At 59.7% G+C, this 16,770-nt stretch carries 16 protein-coding genes; 7 read left to right on the plus strand and 9 right to left on the minus strand.

The annotated features are described in order from the left end of the window. Positions 1-24: 24 nt before the first annotated feature. The 4 genes from AC24GY_RS19805 to AC24GY_RS19820 are packed head-to-tail and all read right to left on the minus strand — an operon-like array spanning position 25 to position 5,226. Positions 25-2,487 carry a glycogen/starch/alpha-glucan phosphorylase gene (locus AC24GY_RS19805; RefSeq protein WP_487686615.1) on the minus strand — a complete coding sequence of 821 codons (2,463 nt, stop codon included), beginning with the start codon at positions 2,485-2,487 and terminating at the stop codon, positions 25-27. Between the two features lie 24 nt (positions 2,488-2,511). Continuing rightward, positions 2,512-3,291: a 16S rRNA (cytidine(1402)-2'-O)-methyltransferase gene (gene rsmI, locus AC24GY_RS19810; protein WP_422322101.1), complete on the minus strand. Its 780-nt coding sequence runs from the start codon at positions 3,289-3,291 to the stop codon at positions 2,512-2,514. Positions 3,292-3,306: 15 nt separating this feature from the next. Beyond that, positions 3,307-3,816: an LPS assembly lipoprotein LptE gene (gene lptE / locus AC24GY_RS19815; protein WP_422322100.1), complete on the minus strand. Its 510-nt coding sequence runs from the start codon at positions 3,814-3,816 to the stop codon at positions 3,307-3,309. 60 nt (positions 3,817-3,876) lie between these two features. After that, positions 3,877-5,226, minus strand: a complete 1,350-nt coding sequence (locus AC24GY_RS19820; RefSeq protein WP_422322099.1) for a tetratricopeptide repeat protein — start codon at positions 5,224-5,226, stop codon at positions 3,877-3,879. Between the two features lie 113 nt (positions 5,227-5,339). On the opposite strand from AC24GY_RS19820, the gene AC24GY_RS19825 reads away from it, so the two are divergent. From AC24GY_RS19825 to AC24GY_RS19835, 3 genes are all read left to right on the plus strand, one after another. Next, on the plus strand, positions 5,340-6,263 hold the full coding sequence (locus AC24GY_RS19825; protein ID WP_487686616.1) for an alpha/beta hydrolase fold domain-containing protein: 924 nt from the start codon (positions 5,340-5,342) through the stop codon (positions 6,261-6,263). Between the two features lie 75 nt (positions 6,264-6,338). Next, on the plus strand, positions 6,339-7,607 hold the full coding sequence (locus AC24GY_RS19830; RefSeq protein ID WP_487686617.1) for a glutamate-5-semialdehyde dehydrogenase: 1,269 nt from the start codon (positions 6,339-6,341) through the stop codon (positions 7,605-7,607). A 196-nt stretch (positions 7,608-7,803) separates the two neighbouring features. Then, positions 7,804-8,883 carry a L,D-transpeptidase family protein gene (locus tag AC24GY_RS19835; RefSeq protein WP_487686618.1) on the plus strand — a complete coding sequence of 360 codons (1,080 nt, stop codon included), beginning with the start codon at positions 7,804-7,806 and terminating at the stop codon, positions 8,881-8,883. A 9-nt stretch (positions 8,884-8,892) separates the two neighbouring features. Here the strand turns inward: AC24GY_RS19835 and AC24GY_RS19840 are convergent, their stop codons facing one another. Beyond that, positions 8,893-9,651, minus strand: coding sequence for a DUF3313 family protein (locus tag AC24GY_RS19840; RefSeq protein ID WP_487686619.1), 759 nt, complete (start codon positions 9,649-9,651; stop codon positions 8,893-8,895). Positions 9,652-9,794: 143 nt separating this feature from the next. Between AC24GY_RS19840 and AC24GY_RS19845 the strand changes: the two genes are divergently transcribed. After that, positions 9,795-10,535, plus strand: coding sequence for a glycosyltransferase (locus tag AC24GY_RS19845; RefSeq protein WP_422322094.1), 741 nt, complete (start codon positions 9,795-9,797; stop codon positions 10,533-10,535). A gap of 84 nt (positions 10,536-10,619) precedes the next feature. On the opposite strand, the gene AC24GY_RS19850 is transcribed toward AC24GY_RS19845, so the two are convergent. The 4 genes from AC24GY_RS19850 to hisC form a co-directional block, all read right to left on the minus strand. Then, positions 10,620-12,152 (minus strand): L,D-transpeptidase family protein, encoded by a 1,533-nt coding sequence (locus tag AC24GY_RS19850; RefSeq protein WP_487686620.1) that lies wholly within the window; start codon positions 12,150-12,152, stop codon positions 10,620-10,622. A 74-nt stretch (positions 12,153-12,226) separates the two neighbouring features. Continuing rightward, positions 12,227-12,652: an HNH endonuclease gene (locus tag AC24GY_RS19855; protein WP_487686621.1), complete on the minus strand. Its 426-nt coding sequence runs from the start codon at positions 12,650-12,652 to the stop codon at positions 12,227-12,229. After that, positions 12,649-13,002: a hypothetical protein gene (locus AC24GY_RS19860; RefSeq protein ID WP_487686622.1), complete on the minus strand. Its 354-nt coding sequence runs from the start codon at positions 13,000-13,002 to the stop codon at positions 12,649-12,651. Before AC24GY_RS19860 ends, AC24GY_RS19855 begins: the two co-directional genes overlap by 4 nt. A 43-nt stretch (positions 13,003-13,045) precedes the next feature. Then, positions 13,046-14,140, minus strand: a complete 1,095-nt coding sequence (gene hisC, locus AC24GY_RS19865; protein ID WP_461523622.1) for a histidinol-phosphate transaminase — start codon at positions 14,138-14,140, stop codon at positions 13,046-13,048. A gap of 88 nt (positions 14,141-14,228) precedes the next feature. Between hisC and AC24GY_RS19870 the strand changes: the two genes are divergently transcribed. From AC24GY_RS19870 to AC24GY_RS19880, 3 genes are all read left to right on the plus strand, one after another. Further along, positions 14,229-15,485 carry an MgtC/SapB family protein gene (locus AC24GY_RS19870; protein WP_422322090.1) on the plus strand — a complete coding sequence of 419 codons (1,257 nt, stop codon included), beginning with the start codon at positions 14,229-14,231 and terminating at the stop codon, positions 15,483-15,485. 62 nt (positions 15,486-15,547) lie between these two features. Then, positions 15,548-16,510: a DnaJ C-terminal domain-containing protein gene (locus AC24GY_RS19875; RefSeq protein ID WP_487686623.1), complete on the plus strand. Its 963-nt coding sequence runs from the start codon at positions 15,548-15,550 to the stop codon at positions 16,508-16,510. A 1-nt stretch (position 16,511) separates the two neighbouring features. Continuing rightward, positions 16,512-16,766 (plus strand): chaperone modulator CbpM, encoded by a 255-nt coding sequence (locus tag AC24GY_RS19880; RefSeq protein ID WP_487686624.1) that lies wholly within the window; start codon positions 16,512-16,514, stop codon positions 16,764-16,766. Positions 16,767-16,770 lie beyond the last annotated feature (4 nt).

The raw sequence follows: 16,770 nt of genomic DNA on the forward strand, positions 1-16,770 counted from the left end.
AAAGCGCCTGGGTATCAACCTGTTTTAGACGCCAATCTGCGGCAGGTTCCAGACGTTCTTGGCGTATTCCAAAATCGTGCGGTCGCTGCTGAACTTGCCCATGCGAGCGGTGTTGTGGATGGCCATCTTCTGCCAGCGGGGCTGGTCGCGGTAGGCTTTGTCCACTTCGATCTGGCAAGCAGCGTAGCGGTCATAGTCGGCCATGACGAGGAAGGGATCGCCATGGGAGAGCAGGCTGTCACGCAACGGTTTGAATTCGTCCTGGTTGCCGGTGAAATAATCGGAGGCCAGCCAGTCGATGCTGAGGCGCAGGTCTTTGCTGGCGTGGTAGAAATCCCAAGGATTGTAACCCTTGGCATAGAGCTCGGTGACTTCTTCGACGGTGAGGCCGAAGATGAAGATGTTGTCCGGGCCGACTTCTTCGAGGATTTCCACATTGGCACCATCGAGCGTGCCGATGGTGAGCGCGCCATTGAGGGCGAGCTTCATGTTGCCGGTGCCGGAGGCTTCCTTGCCGGCGGTGGAGATCTGCTCGGAAAGATCAGCCGCAGGAATGATGCGCTCGGCGATGGAGACGCCGTAGTTCGGGATGTAGATGACTTTCAGCTTTCCATTCACGCGCGGGTCATGATTGACCTTGGCCGCAAGGGCATTGATGGCGTGGATGATGTTCTTGGCGAGGTAGTAGCCGGGAGCAGCCTTGGCGCCGAAGATGAAGACGCGGGGCGCCATGTCGAAGTTCGGATCGGCAATGATCTTGCGATAGAGAGTGACGATGTGCAGCAGGTTGAGGTGCTGGCGCTTGTATTCGTGCAGACGCTTGATCTGGACATCGAACAAGGCGTCAGGGCTGACACTGACCCCGCAGGTGTCCTGAATGATTTTGGCGAGGTGGACTTTGTGCCCACGCTTGATGGCCTGAAATTTTTCCTTGAATGAAGCGTCGTCGGCAAACTTGTCGAGCGCGATGAGCTTGGTGGAATCCTTCAACCAGCCGGCACCAATGGATTCGGTGATGAGGGAGGAGAGCTGCGGATTGCACACATCGAGCCAGCGGCGGAAGGTGACGCCGTTGGTCAGATTGAGGAAGCGCTCGGGATACAGCTCAAAGAACTCCGGGAAAAGGCGCTCGCAGAGCAGGCGTGTGTGAAGCGCGGCCACACCGTTGGTGGCGTGACTGCCGAGCACGGACATGTGCGCCATGCGCACTTTTTTGCCGCCGCTCTCTTCGATGAGGGAAAGCGCACGCTTCTTCTCTCCATCGCCCGGCCAGCGCGCCTCGACGTCCCCTTCGAGGAAGCGCTTGTTGATCTCATAGATGATCTGCAGATGACGCGGAAGCACACGCTCAAACAACGCCGCGCTCCAGGTCTCCAGCGCTTCGGGAAGCAGCGTATGGTTCGTGTAGGAGAAGGTCTTCTGGCAGATTTCCCAAGCCTGGCTCCATTCGAGCTTCTCTTCATCGATAAGGATGCGCATGAGTTCTGGAATGGCGACGGCTGGATGCGTGTCATTGAGCTGCACGGCTGCCTTGGCAGGAAACTCGCTCCATGGCAGATCGTAACCGCCTTTGAAACGGCGTACGATGTCGGCCAGCGAGCAGGCGACAAAGAAGTACTGCTGCACCAGGCGCAGTTCCTTGCCGCTCTCGGTGGCGTCGTTCGGGTAGAGCACCTTGGAGACGGTTTCGGCGATGGCCTTTTCACGCAGGGCCTCGATGTAGCTGCCTTCGTTGAAGACCTTGAAGTTGAAGTCTTCATCCGCCTGCGCCTGCCAGAGACGCAGCACGTTCACGGTGTTGCTGTCATAGCCGACGATAGGAATGTCCCACGGGAGACCGAGGAGGCATTTGGTTTCCACCCACTCGTGGTGCGGACGTCCGAATTCGTCGAATTTCTGGATGGTATGACCGTAGAGCTTGACAGCTTGGCGATAGGATGGACGAGCGATCTTCCACGGGCTGCCATCACGCATCCATGCATCAGGATGCTCGACCTGCTTGCCGTTGACGAACTCCTGACGGAACAGACCAAACTCGTAGTGAATGCCATAACCGATGGCGGGCAGATCCATTGTGCTGAGCGAATCCATGAAACAGGCGGCGAGACGCCCCAGGCCGCCGTTGCCAAGGCCCATGTCGGGCTCCTTTTGCACTAGCGTATCGAGATCTTTGCCCATTTCAGACAGCGCCACTTTGGTGGCATCGTAGATACCGGCATTGCGCAGATTGTTCTCAAGCAGGCGGCCCATGAGGTATTCGAGCGAGAGATAATGCACGCGCCGCACGCCCTGGGAACGATGCTGACGGCGTGATTGCGTAGCGCGCTCCATGACGCGATCCCTTACCGCGAGCGAGGTGGCGACGTACCAGTCATTCTCACTGGCTGTTTCAATGTAGGCCCCCAGGGTAAAACGCAGGTGATTGGTGATCGAAAGTTTAAGGCTGTCGGTGGTGTTAAGGACGGCGCAGTTGGCGAGGGCTTCCATGGGATAGGCAGTGTTGAGAATGAGTTACCAAGTCAACCACTTGGGGGGATCGACCGGCGCGATGAGGAGAGTGATTTCCCCCTTGGGCGTTTTGGTTTGGTAATAAGATAGCAGGATGCTTGCCGGGCCACGTTTGAATTCCTCAAACTTTTTCGTCAACTCCCGCGCCACGACCACCCGATGGTCCGGCGCAGCCTCCGCCAAGATCGCCAGCGTATCGACCAGACGGTAGGGACTTTCGAAGAAAATACTGGTGCAGTCACGCTGCAAGGCGGCGGTCAGCATGGTGGTGCGCGCCCCTTTTTTATGTGGAAGAAAACCACCAAAATAAAACGGTGTGGTGGGCAGACCTGACGCCGCCAATGCCGTGAGAACGGCGCTGGGACCGGGGATGCTCTCCACATGCAGACCAGCACCGACCACGGCCCCGACGAGGCGCTGCCCGGGATCAGAAACCGTGGGCATGCCCGCATCCGAAATCAGGGCCACGCTCCCACCCTGCCGGATATGCTCCAGCAACTGGGGGATGCGATGCGCTTCATTGTGCTCATTGAGGCTGATGAGCCGCGCACGAATGTCATGATGTTTGAGCAGCATGCCGGAATGACGCGTGTCCTCGCAGGCCACCAAGTCGGCGATACGCAGGGTGTCGAGCGCACGCTGCGTGATGTCGCGCATGTTGCCGATGGGCGTGGCCACCAAATGCAGGCCAGCCGTCAAACGCCCCGTGGCGACCACTGGCTCAAGCAATTCATCATCTGCACCGTCTAACTGTTCAGCGGCTGAATCCGGATCCGACGACATGGTGCGGACAGATGATTACCAGCCTTCGGAGACCTGGTCCGCGAGATTGTTCGCCAGACGCTGAGCAGCGTCTTCCAAGAGCTGAGTTTCTGACAGCTGAAGATTCGCCTCGAGGATGATGTAAGAATCAGCGGTGGCGTTGCCGGAATGGAGCACCTTGCCAGAGGCGGTGTCCGTGATGGTAAACAGACAGGTCAAAGTGGCCATGATCTGCGAGCTGCGCAGGACGTTGTTCAGGTCAGAACGGAACTGCGTGCGGTTGATGTTCGAAACTTTTCCCTGCAGCACCGCTTCAGCTTCGCCTTTGGCCACGATTTGATATGAGCCATGGTTTTGCAGCTGTTTGATAACCGCGTTCGTCACAAGCGAGGCCAGGCGGGGCTCCAGCGTGAGGTTTTCAAAGGTAGGGACCGCGATCTTGGTGATGTGGCGGAGGTGGGCAGGTTTTTGTGCGCCCAAAGTGTAGCCCGCGCAACCGGAGAGCAGGAGGCAGCCAGCTGCCAGCAGAAGAAAAAGCGATTTCATCCAAATAGTTTAAGAAGTGACCCAGCTCAGTAATGGAGTGCTGCAATGCCCGCGCAAGAATTATGACGCAGGCTTCGTCGTGGAAGGCACAGGCGGAACTGGCGGCGCAGGCAGCGCCGAACCCGGTGCGCGCGGCAGCATGGAAGGCACACTTGGAGAAGGTGGCACAGGCAGCAGTGCGGGCTTTTCAGTCTCAGGCACAGGCGGGAGCAGGGAGCCTGCTCCAGGCGTGGTGGCACCGGGACGGAGCGGCAGCGTCGGCTCCTGCAAAGGAATCGGCACGAAGCCTTCGTCTCCCGTGCGCATTTTCGGTTTCTGGCTGAGGCGGGCCAGCTCGGGAGCCAGCGGACCGACATAATCATCACGCGCCTTCAAGTTCTCCGCTGTCAGCGAGGTGTAGTCCTGACCCGGTCCTTTCTTGGCATCTTCCACACCCGCAGGATCAGCGGCGGCGAGTTCAGCCAGCATGGTGCGCGCTTGGGCGGAAACTTCGGGGGAACCAAACTTAAGCGCCTCATTGAGGTAGATGGCAGCGGCCTTGGTTTTGCCCACACGCTGGTAGAACTTGGCCACGGTGAGCGATTGATTGGCCTCGGCTGTGTTGACCTGATGCAGGATCATTTCAGTCTCCTGTTTGCGCTCTCCTCCGGGATTGGTGGCGATGTAGGTGCGCAAGGCATCACGTGCGGCCAGCAGGTTGGAGGCGTCTTCACTGCGCTGTGCAGCGATGTTGCTGATGGAACCAATGCGGAACTGGGCTTCAGCCGCCTGTGAGGTGTGAGGATAGTTTTCCACCACCTTGTTGTAGGCCGCGACGGCCTTGTCCTTCTCCTTCAGATCCTGCTGGATTTCAGCGATGCTGAACTGGGCCAGGGGGGCATATTTACCAAAGGGGGCGTTCTTGATGATCTTTTCGTAGAATTTGATGACCTCAGACGAGTTCATCTTCATGCTGATCAGCAGCATCCCTCGCTGCTTTTTGCCGCCTTTCGCCTCTTCAGCGATCTCATACTGCTTCTCAATGGCCTCACTGAAATGCGGGCTGTCGCGGTAGGACTGGATGAAGGTCTGGAACGCTTCAAACGCATCATCCATCTTGCCATTGTGGCGGATGATGACGGCATTGTGGAAGGAAGCCTCCGCCGCGCTCGGAGTGAAGGCGTATTTCTTCACGATCGCCTGATACAGGCCCTGCGCCTTGCCGACTTTGCCAGCGTTCTCCGCCTGACGGGCCTGCGCCAGCATGGCGGAGGCGGCAAGTTCCTGCGACTCACGCTCGCTGTCCACAGGCACCACTCTGTCCTTCTTGCCAGAGAATGGCCAGAGCGCAGAGGATGGAGTCGTCAAAGCAAGAAATGAAACGGCACATGCCAGAAGTACTGGCAGGCGGGCGTGGAGGGGGAATTTCATCGCCGGGATAGTAAGTTCTGGTTAAGCTTGCGTCAAGGTGGCAACGCAGTTGTCTCACCGCCCCTTGACGGCCCTTGTTTTGCCCCTTCCCCCAGACTAAAGGACACCGCATTATGCGCTTTTTACTCATTCTGGCTCTCAGCTTCCCACTGCTGGCTCAATGTCAGAAAATTTCCACTCCCCCGGCGGGTTTTCGCGCGGTGCGGGATCTCGACTATGTCGGCTCAGGCAATCAGCGCCAGATGCTCGACCTCTACCTGCCTGAGGCCAAGACGGACAAGCCGCACCCGCTGGTCGTTTACATCCATGGCGGCGGCTGGGAAGATGGCAGCAAGAATGAGGCGGATGTGCTGCTGGGACTCATTAAAGGAGGCACGCCCTACGCCGGGGCCAGCATCAACTACCGCCTGACCAACCAGGCCCCATGGCCTGCGCAGATTTTTGACTGCAAAGCCGCCATCCGCTGGCTGCGCGCCCATGCGAAGGAATACAACCTCGCCCCCGACAAGATCTCCGTTTTTGGCATCTCCGCAGGCGGACACCTCGTCAGCATGCTCGGCGTCACCGGCGGGGTGAAGGAACTCGAAGGGGAGCTCGGCCAACACTTGGACCAAAGCAGCCGCGTCTCCTGCGTGCTCGACTTCTGCGGCCCGTCGGATTTCCTCACCTTCGGTGGCAAAGGCAGCGTCATTGACCCTGACGATCCCAAAGGAGCTCTGGCCAAGCTGATTGGCGGACCGCTGAAGGACCGCCAAGAAGAGGGCCGCAAGGCCTCACCGGTCACTTACATCACTCCGGACGACGCCCCCTTCCTCATCATCCATGGGGACAAGGACACCCTCGTCCCCTATTCCCAGGCCACGGAATTTGATGCCGCCCTCAAAGCAGCGCACGTCCCCTCCACTCTTCTCACCGGCACGGATGGCGGCCACGTCTTCCTGAGCGGTCCGCTTTTCGAACGCATGTTTGCCTTCAATGCCCGCCATCTGCAGGGCAAAGACGTCCAAATCCCCGAAGGAGCCGTTCCTTCCAAGTAAACACCCGGCGCAACCGTCCCGGTTGCTGATTCATCCCAGCCGTGCAACCGTCCCAGCTGCCCCCTACTTTTTGCAATGACCGATTCCGAAATCAAGTCCGCCATCCTCGACATGGGCCGCCGTGCCCGTGAAGCCTCCTATGCCTTGGTCAAGCTGACCACCGAGCAGAAGAACGCCATCCTCGTGGCCATGGCTGACGAGATCATGGCCCGTCAGGATGCCATCCTGGCCGCCAATGCCCTCGACCTCGCCCGGGCGGAGCAAAATGGACTGAGCAAGGCCATGATCGACCGCCTCACGCTCGATCCCAAGCGCCTCAAAGCTGTGGCCGATGCCGTGCGCGAGGTCGCCCTGCTGCCCGATCCCGTGGGTGAAAAGCTCACCGACTGGACCCGCCCCAACGGCCTGCACATTCGCAAAGTCCGCGTACCCATCGGCGTCATCGGCATCATCTTCGAGTCACGCCCGAATGTCACCACGGACGCCGCCTCCCTTTGCTTTAAAACCGGCAACGCCACCATCCTCCGTGGTGGCAGCGAGGCCATCGACAGCAACCGTGCTCTCGCCGCCGCCTTGCAGGCTGGCGGCGAACGCGCCGGACTCCCGCCCGACAGCATCCAGCTCATCCCCTTCACTGACCGCGCCAGCGTGGAGCACATGGCGCAGATGGATCAGTACCTCGACCTCATCATCCCACGCGGCGGCAAAGGCTTGATCGAAAAAGTCGTGGCCACCGCGCGCATGCCCGTCATCAAGCACTACGACGGCGTGTGCCACGTGTATGTCCATGTGGATGCGGATCTCGACATGGCCGCGAACATCATCGTCAACAGCAAGTGCCAGAAGCCCGGCGTGTGCAATGCCCTCGAAACCATCCTGGTGCATGAGGATCTCGCCGCCACCTTTTACCCGCTCATCGGGCAGCGTCTTTACGAGGCCGGGGTCGAAATCCATGCGGACGCCACAGCCCTCCAGCATCTCGGCGTGGCAGCGCATCCAGCGACGGAGGCAGACTGGAGCACCGAGTACCTCGACCTCATCCTCGCCGCCAAAACCGTCAGCGGTTTGGACGAAGCCATCGCGCACATCAACCGCTACGGCTCCCACCACACGGACAGCATCATCACCAAGGACCGCGCCGCCGCCGAACGCTTCCAGCATGAAGTGGACAGCGCCGTCGTCCTGCACAATGCCAGCACACGGTTCAATGATGGTGGCGAATTCGGCTTCGGTGCCGAGATTGGCATCTCCACGGACAAGCTGCATGCGCGAGGGCCGATGGGCCTGGCCGAACTGTGCAGCTATAAATATCTCGTGGATGGCAGCGGGCAGGTGCGCGGGTAAATCCGGCCAGGCACCGCACCCAGAGCCCAGAGTATACTGACCACTCGCGCCCTTCGGCCTCCAGAATGGCCCCCTTTCTGCGCGCATTTGCCAGATGGAGCGCATCTTTACTTGCGGACTCGGACGTAACCATACTTTTTGCAGTGCTCAGTTCCCCGAAAGGCCGCCGCAGATGCGGCAGGCTTTTCAAGTCCCTATGAACCCTCTGTTTTCTCGTCTTCTTCCCCTGGTCTTCCTGGCCTGCGCCTCCGCATCGGCGGTGATCCCTGATCCGCTGCCGAAGGCACCTGAACCCATCGATGACATCCTGCGGCTGCAGATCTTTTTGGATACGCAGCTCTTTGGACCGGGAAAGCTGGATGGCCGCCCCGGTGAGTTCACCACGAAGGCTCTGAAGCGTTACCAGCGTTCTCATGGCATGCCTGAGAGCGAGGTCGAAACCAACACGCTGGACCTCTCCAGCGTGCCGGAGATTTATACCACCTATACCATCCGCGAGGAAGACCTGAAATTCGTCGGCGAGGTGCCCCGGCAGCCGTCCGCGCAGAGCAAAAAGAAGTACCTGCCCTACGACTCCCTGCTGGAGTTTCTGACCGAGCGCTTTCACAGCGCTCCGGAGCTGCTGGAGTTCATCAACAAGCCTCTGAAGATGAGCGCGCTCAAACCGGGCGATGTGGTCAAAGTCCCTGCGGTGCAGCCCTTCATCATCGAAGAACTCACGGAAATTCCCAAGCTGCCGGAGGTGCCGGAATTTCTCACGCGTGTCATCAAGATCGACACCCGGGAAAAGGTGCTTGATGTGTGGGATGGTGAAAAGCTGCTGGCCAGCCTGCCCATCACCCCCGGCAGCGGCCACCTCGCCACACCGCCCGGCACCTGGCGTATTCTTGGCATCACGCAGCTGCCCACCTTCCGCTGGGACAAAAGCGTGCTCGAGTACGGCGTGCGCAGCGGAAACTTTTACGAACTGCCCATCGGCCCGAACAACCCTGTAGGCGTCATGTGGATCGGCCTGAACCGTCCGGGCATCGGCATTCACGGCACGAATTCGCCGCAAAGCATCGGTCGCAGTTCCAGCCATGGCTGCATGCGCACGGCCAACTGGGACGTGGTACGGCTGGTGAAACAGATCACCCAGGGCATGACGGTGATCATTGAAGGCCCGGCCCCTGAGCCGCGTCCGGTCGTGATCGCCAAGGCGCAGCCCGTGGCCCCTGCCCCACCCCCGCCCGAGCCCAAGCGCGGCTTCTTCTCCAGGCTGTTCGGCAGGAAATAGAGGTGGTTGTCAATTGGGCCGCAGCGTGAAGGAGCCCGAATCCTTCACCTTCCATCCGCGCGGAGAACGTGTCATCTGCTCAAACTGCGTGGCCCAGTAGCGGATGGTGTTCACGGCATGGCCGTAGGGCTGGTAATCCCGCAGATTGATGAAAGTCAGCTTGTCGCTCTCGTTGTCCGCGAACTGGAAGAAGGCCCGGCCTGACACGGAGTCCACCACCTTGCCCTCGATGGCCATGTTGCCTTTGGTGAAATAAGCCGCCAGTCCGATGACAGGCGTGACCACAAACTTCAGCACGGTGACCACCGCGTTTCCCTTCGGGCTGGTGGGATTGAGTTCAGTGATGGCGAGTTGCAGCGTCAGCGTATCCTTGCCGGGCTGGTTCACGAGCCGGTAGAGTGGCGTCGGCGAGTGACGAAAGGCAGCCACAAACTCCTCACGCAGGCGCACCGCCACATCCATTTCCTGGCGCTGCACTCCGCCCCAGGCTACCTCGCCGGAAGAAAATGCCCGGTTGAGCGGTCGCAAATAATGCAGCGTCACAGGAGCGATGTAGAGTTTTCGCTTGGCCTTTCCCTGCGCGAGCAGCTGCGGATCAGGCGTGGTCCAGATTTTTTGAAACCCTAGCTGGGCGCGCGCATCCTGCGCCAGCCATGGCTGCTCAAAAAACGGCGACAGACCGACCGGCTGCGCTTTGAGCATGCGATTCGTCGAACTGCAGGCAGGCAGCACCAGCAGCAGTGCGAAAATGAAGTGCGGAAAACGCATGGTGGATGTGTCCACGATAAAGCCACAGAACCCAACTGCTCCGCAATACCAGACCATCGCAGCCGTACAAAAGATGCGCCGCCTCCACGGATTTAGCTTTTACCGTCCATGGTTTCTGCCGAACATCGGTCATCAGTCCTTTCATGCCACCAGCCACCGTTCATCTCGTGATTCCCTGTTATCAGGAAAGCGGGCGCATCGGACCGTTCCTCACGGAATTGTGCGCGGTGACGCATGCGCTGGGTGGTGTGAGCATTCAGGTCGTGGAAGACGGCTCAGATGCGGCGGAGACTGACCGAATGCGGGAGATCATCACCCCTCTCTGCCACCAAAACGAACACCTGCTCCCTCCGATGTTTCTGCCGAAGAATTTGGGCAAAGGCGGTGCCGTGTATGCCGGCTGGGATCAGGCCCCTCCGGTGGACTGGCTCGCTTTCGTGGATGCTGACGGCTCCTGCTCTGCCACCGAAGTCGAAAATCTCATCCGCCGTGTCCGCCTGCAACCAGCCCCCCTGACAGCGGTGTTTGCCTCCCGCTGGGATCAAACCAGCTCCAAGGTACAGCGACAGTGGAAGCGCCGGCTCATGGGCCGTATTTTTGGCACGCTGGTCTCCACACTGCTGCGCATCCCCATTCACGACAGTCAGTGCGGGCTCAAATTCGTGCCGCGCGCAGCCTATCTGCGCATCGCCCCAACCTTGCGCATTCATGGCTTTGCCTTTGATGTGGAACTGCTCGCCGCCCTGCATGACAGCGGCTGCGAGTTTGAGGAGGCATCCATCGCCTGGCACGAAACTCCAGGCGGCCATGTGCATTTGATCCGTGACTCGTTCCGCATGGCACGGGATGTTCTCGCCATCCGCAGACGCCGCGCGAAGCGCTGATCCGTAGTGCAAGCGTCACGCTTGCAGCGGCAATGGCAGAACACACAAGCCGGAGGCTCGTGCCACGCGAACATCCACAGCTCTTTACTCCCACTTCAATTCGGTGCCCGCAGGCAGCAGACGCACAGCGCGGGCGATGTCCCAGTTCGTCATGCGAAAGCCGCCGATGCTTTCCTGCTTCGTCATCATACCGGGGATGCTGGTGCCGTGCAGACCGTAGGGCAGCGGTTTGGGATCACTGCCCTTGGCCAGATTGATCCAGACTATGCCCACTGGATTGTTAGGGCCGGCAGACAGCCGGTAGGGTACAGTCATGGGTGCCGCAGGATCGCCAGTGCTGGAAAGACGGGGGCGCGCAACCACATCGAGAATCTTCCACGTCTTGCGCCCATGCAATCCGGGGCGCGCCGCTGAGACCGGCATACTGGCAATAACAGCATCTCCCCGGCGAATAATCAACCGGCTGACTCCCAGCATGCTGGCGGTGACTGGCGCTGCAGGATCGGCCGCAGGCTGCATCGGCTCCGACAGCGCATTTTCGATTTCGAATGGAATCACATTCGGCACCAGAAACACTGCACCGGGAACATTGGGATTTTTGACGCCGGGATTGATGTGCCGCAGGAATGACTCGGCAGCATGAAAGCGCTCGGCCACAAATTCCCAGCCAGAGCGGTAGGCCATGAAAGTCTCATGCGTCAGTTCTTCAAAGGTGGGTGGTGGCTCCACGGCCTTGACCTTCGACTTGCCTGTGGCCGCACTGCCGGGATGAGGTGAAATCCAGCGCATGTCCGCTGCCGTGAGCACATACTCGACGTAGGGGCCGCCGATGGCTTTCATGGCTGCGGAGGGCTGGCCTTCAGGAGTGTGCAGCTCTCCGGGATGTGCTTTTTCAAACGCCTTGTACGCCGCGTCATACACCGGCCCCGCCGTGCCATCAATCGGACCGATGGTGAATCCCTGCCGGTCCAGAAAAGCCTGGATGAGCACCAAAGATGCAGCCCCCCAGGCCGCAGGTGGCAGCGCGCGGTGAGGTTTGGTGGCGATCAATACCGGCGCCTCCTCCTTCACGGGAGAGGGTGCTTTTTTGGGCTTCTCCTTGGCCGGAGCCTTGGCTGCGGCTTTTTCGGCGGCGACTGCGGCGTCGATCATTGCCTTGATGTCACTCTCCCCCGGAACTTTCACTACCTGACCGATGACGATCCTGTCGTTCTTCAGATCGTTGAAAATCCTGAGCTGGTCCACCGTGACGCCATTGGCATGCGCGATCTTGGTGAGAGAGTCCCCCTTGGCCACCACGTGTTCGATCATCGTCGCGGGTGGACCTTTGGGAGCGACCTTGGTTGCAGACGGCGCTTTGGCCCCCGTTTCAGAAGCGGTTTGTCCACCGGGTTTTGCCACAGGAGCTTCCACCGGCACGTCAACAGGCAGGCCCCACGCAGCCGCATCAGAAGGCTCCACCTGCCAAGGCCACTTCACCGCCAGATCCAACCCGGGCTCAATGGTGGGAATCGCAGGCTTCACCGTTTCCACCTGAGCCATGATCGTGCTGGGCAGGCAGCCTGCCAGCACACAAGACATCCATGCGATCTTCGATGGCAAAAGTTTCAGCATCATGCGGCATTCAATCCGCATTTGCTGCATTCACAAGTCGCTGTTCACACCAGTGCGGTGAAAACCATGACTTCACATCACTGGACAATATCAGGGAACGCCCCGGCGGCTATGAACCATTCACGTTCAATGATCCGCTCTGGAGCATTAAACTGCAGCAGGTTCACTGTGACGCGCCCCACGGCTGTTTTGGGAATGATAAACAGTCCGCGCAGTTCAAAATGATCCCGCCAGACTTGCTGGCGTGGATGAAACAACGCAGTAAGCTCCTTGGTGGCTGGATCCAGAGAGGACAGGTCGCTGCCCTTGAACTGATTGCAGGCGATACATGACATGGCGAGATTTTCTGCGACGGTCTCCCCGCCGTGTTTTTGAGCGATGACATGGTCCACCTGATGTGCGTGAAAGCCCAGTTCTGCCGGAGCTCGACAATACTCACAACATCCTCCAGCTCTGGCCTGCACCTGACGGCGCAGTTCTGCCGGAATATGCGCAGTGCTCATGCCGCCTGCAATTTCACTCGGGCTCTGGCCTTGGCGATGCGCACGAGATGCTCAACGCGCATGATCTGTTCCCACTCCGCCTGCTCACTATCCCCCAAACCTTCCTGACGTTTTTTCTCCAACAAGTATGCGGTGCGCTCGGCCAGTTGTTCGGAAGGATGCAGCGCCAGAACCTCTTGAGCAGAAGGCAGATCAGCCAGAGTCTCGATGACGTCATCCAATGCCTGGATTTCACCGGTTTTGCGACCTTGCCATGACCTCAATCCAGCGGAGAGCACAGCAGCCATATCGGATGCTTTGCTCGGCAGGAAGGCCGCGAATTCGTCAGGAATCTGAAGCGTCAGCGTCATGGAGACAAAGTGTGCGCCACAGAATGCATTCTGCAAGCCCTCTCTATTTCCCCAGCACCTGCTTCAGCACCTCGATGCAGCGCTCGTTTTGCGGCATGGTGCCGATGCTGATGCGCACCCATTCGGGGAGCTTGTAGGCGGCCATGGCGCGGACGATGACGCCCTTGTCCATCATGGATTTGAAGACGGCGTTGCCATCGCCGACTTTGACGAGGACGAAGTTGGCGTAGCTCGGGATGTATTCGAGGCCCATGTCGCCAAACTGCTGCTGCAGGTAGGCGCGGCCTTCGTCGGTGATGGCCTTGGTCTTGTTCTGGTGCTCTTCGTCGAGCAGGCCTGCCAGTGCGCCTGCCTGTGCGATGGAGTTGAGATTGAAAGGCTGCCGCGTGCGCTGCAGCACGTCGATGAGTTCCTTGTTGGCAATGCCGTAACCGACGCGCGTGCCTGCGAGGCCTTGGATCTTCGAGAAGGTGCGCAGCACGACGACGTTGCGGCCTTCACGGACGTATTTGAGCGTGTCCGGCGGATTGTCGAGGAACTCATAGTAGGCCTCGTCGAACACGACGACGACATGCGCGGGAACTTTGGCCATGAAGCGGTCAATCTGCTCCTGCGTGACGAGCGTGCCCGTGGGATTGTTCGGATTCGCGATGAAGACTTCCTTCGTGTTCGGCGTGATGGCGGCGGCCATCGCATCGAGGTCATGCACATAGCCGGGATCTGGCACTTCAATGGTGTCAGCACCGAACACCTTGGCCATGAGCTTGTAGACAAGGAAGGCGTGCTCGGCGGTGATGATGTTGTCGCCGGGCTTGAGGAAGGCGTGGCCGATGAATTCGATGACTTCATTGGAGCCGCAGCCCATGATGATGTTGCCCATTTCCAGGCCGAATTTTTCCGCCAGCGCATTGCGCAGCTTCCACGAAGCGCCGTCCGGGTAGATGTTGACCTCTTTGACGGCCTCCTGCATCGCCACGATGGCCTTGGGCGACGGCCCGAGAGGGTTCTCGTTGGAGGCGAGCTTGATGATGTCCTCCGGTTTCAAGCCGCGTTCACGGGCCACATCTTCGATGGGTTTGCCGGGTTCGTAAGCGACGAGGTCTTTGAGCTGTGGGTTGGCGTAGTTCCAGATGGACATGGTTGGTGGCTTGGAGTCCTTTTCTTGGACTGGGATGGCGACGATGGCAAGTCCGTGTAAAGTCTCCCTGAGACTTCGTTTTACTGCCATGCCCACCCCGCTGCCTGAAACCACGGAACTGCTGCAATCCCTCGGCACCGCCATCGGGCTGGGGCTCCTCGTCGGCTTGCAGCGCGAATGGGTGCAGAATCGCGTCGCAGGTATCCGCACCTTTGCCCTGCTGACGCTCTTCGGCGCGCTGACCGGTCTCCTGGGAAATGCCTATGGCAGCTGGGTGATTGCCGCAGGATTCATCACCTTTGCCTGCATTGTGGTGCTGGGCAGCTGGCTGCGGCAGGCAAAACGCCCGCCGGTTTCCGGCCTCGCCACCGAAATGGCGATGCTGGTGATGTTTGCAGTGGGCATCATCACCATGCTCGGAGAGCGGCTTCTGGCCGTGATGATCGCAGGCGGAGTCATGGCGCTGCTCCAAAGCAAAAAAGGGCTGCATGCCATGGTGCGGCATTTCGGTGAGGAGGAACTGCGCGCCATCGTACGCCTCGTGCTCCTTGGTCTCGTCATTCTGCCCGCGCTCCCAAACCGCGAGATGGGCTACCTCGGTGTGCTAAATCCTTTCGCCATCTGGCTCATCGTGGTGCTCATCGTGGGCATCAGCCTCGCGGCCTACATGGCTGAAAAATTTCTGGGAGGCTCCAAAGGAGCTGCGGTGGCGGGCATTCTCGGCGGGCTGGTGTCCAGCACCGCCACGACAGCCAGCAGCGCACGCCGCAGCAAAATCTCCAGTGCAGGCAGCCTGTCACTAGCCTCCATGGCATTGATTGCCTCCGCCGTGGCTTTTGTGCGTCTGCTGGCGGAGGTGATCATCGTCGCCTCCGATCACATTCGAGAGCTTCTCCCGCCACTCGTTGCCATGATGTTCTGGGTCGGGCTGATCGCCGCCGTCGCACATCGCCTTGCAGAAAATGCCGACTCAGAACCCGTGGATGAGCATCCGCCGTCCGAACTGAAAAATGCCGTCGTCCTCGGTCTGCTGTATGCACTGGTGCTGGTCATCGTGGCCTATGCCCGCCAGCACAACAGCTCCGCAGGATTGTACGTGGCAGCCTTTCTTTCCGGCCTGCCGGACATGTCGGCCATCACGCTCTCCACCTCACGACTGGTCAACACGGGACACCTTGAAACCTCCGTCGCCTGGCGCATGATTCTCGTCGGCGGCATGGCCAACCTGTGTTTCAAAATGTTCTTTGTGATCGCCCTCGGTTCACGGGCTTACATCAAACCAGCCTTGCTCGGTCTGCTCATGTCAGTCGCGGGTGGCGCGGCCATACTGGCCTTCTGGCGCTGACTGCAAAGAATGCAGCACGATTCACAACGACATGTCACTACGCGACGTAAATACTCCACATCATGCCCGCCGAATTTAAAGACTACTACGCCACGCTCGGCGTCGCCCGCGATGCCAGCGCGGACGAGATCAAGAAGGCCTTCCGCAAACTGGCCCGCCTCTACCATCCCGACACCGCCAAGGACAAAAAAACTGCCGAAGCCAAATTCAAGGAGATCAACGAGGCCAACGAGGTGCTCAGCGATCCGGAGAAGCGCAGGAAGTACGATACCCTGGGTGCCAACTGGCAGGACGAGGGAAATTTCAGGCCTCCGCCGCAAGGAGCAGGCAGCCATGAACAGGAGTTCCACTTTGGTGGCACTGGCTTCAGCGACTTCTTCGAACAATACTTCAGTGGGGGCAGCCGCTATGGCTTCCCTCAGGGCTTCGAAGAGGAAATCCCCACCGGGGCCCCGAAGAAAGGCCGCGCTCGTCGTGGCCATGACATCGAAGGCGACATCCTTGTCACTCTAGAGGAAGCCATGCACGGCACCCAGCGGCCGATTTCACTGCAAACCGTGAACCGCCAGACCGGTGCGGTGCAGACGCACAGCTTCGAAGTGCGCATCCCGCCCGGTGCCACCGATGGACGCCGCATTCGCGTCCCCGGCCAGGGCGAACCCGGCCACAATGGCGGCCAGGCAGGAGATCTCTACCTGCGTGTGCGCCACGCCGCTCATCCAGAATTCACCACCGAAGAGGCCGATGTCCATCACGACCTGGACCTCGCGCCATGGGAGGCCGTATTGGGCGCGGAGGTGATCGTCCCCACACTCGACGGCTCCATCAAACTGCGCGTCCCCGCAGGCAGCGAAAATGGCCAGAGCCTGCGCGTGCGCGGTCGCGGCCTGCCCAAAGGCAAGTCCGCCGAACGCGGCGATTTCTTCGTCAAACTCCAGATCGTGCTGCCAACCAAGCTCATCGATGCCGAGCGCACGCTGTGGGAACAACTGCGCAGCGCCTCCACCTTCAACCCACGCGCCTGACATGAGCGACTCCACACCTCAAACCTACTCGCTGGAAATCCTCGCCGAGACGACCGGTGTCTCCACGCAGACGATCGTACAGTATCAGGAACATGGCATCATCCATCCGGACTTCGATGACGAGACCATACGCACGCTGCGCCGCATCGAGGCGCTGCGCGAAGCCTGCGAGATGAATCTCAGCGGCCTCAAAATGCTCACGCAGTTGCTCGATGAAGTCGAGCAACTGCGCCAGGAACTTCGCACCAGACGCTGAGAGC

Source organism: Prosthecobacter sp. Pr1 (assembly GCF_057652315.1).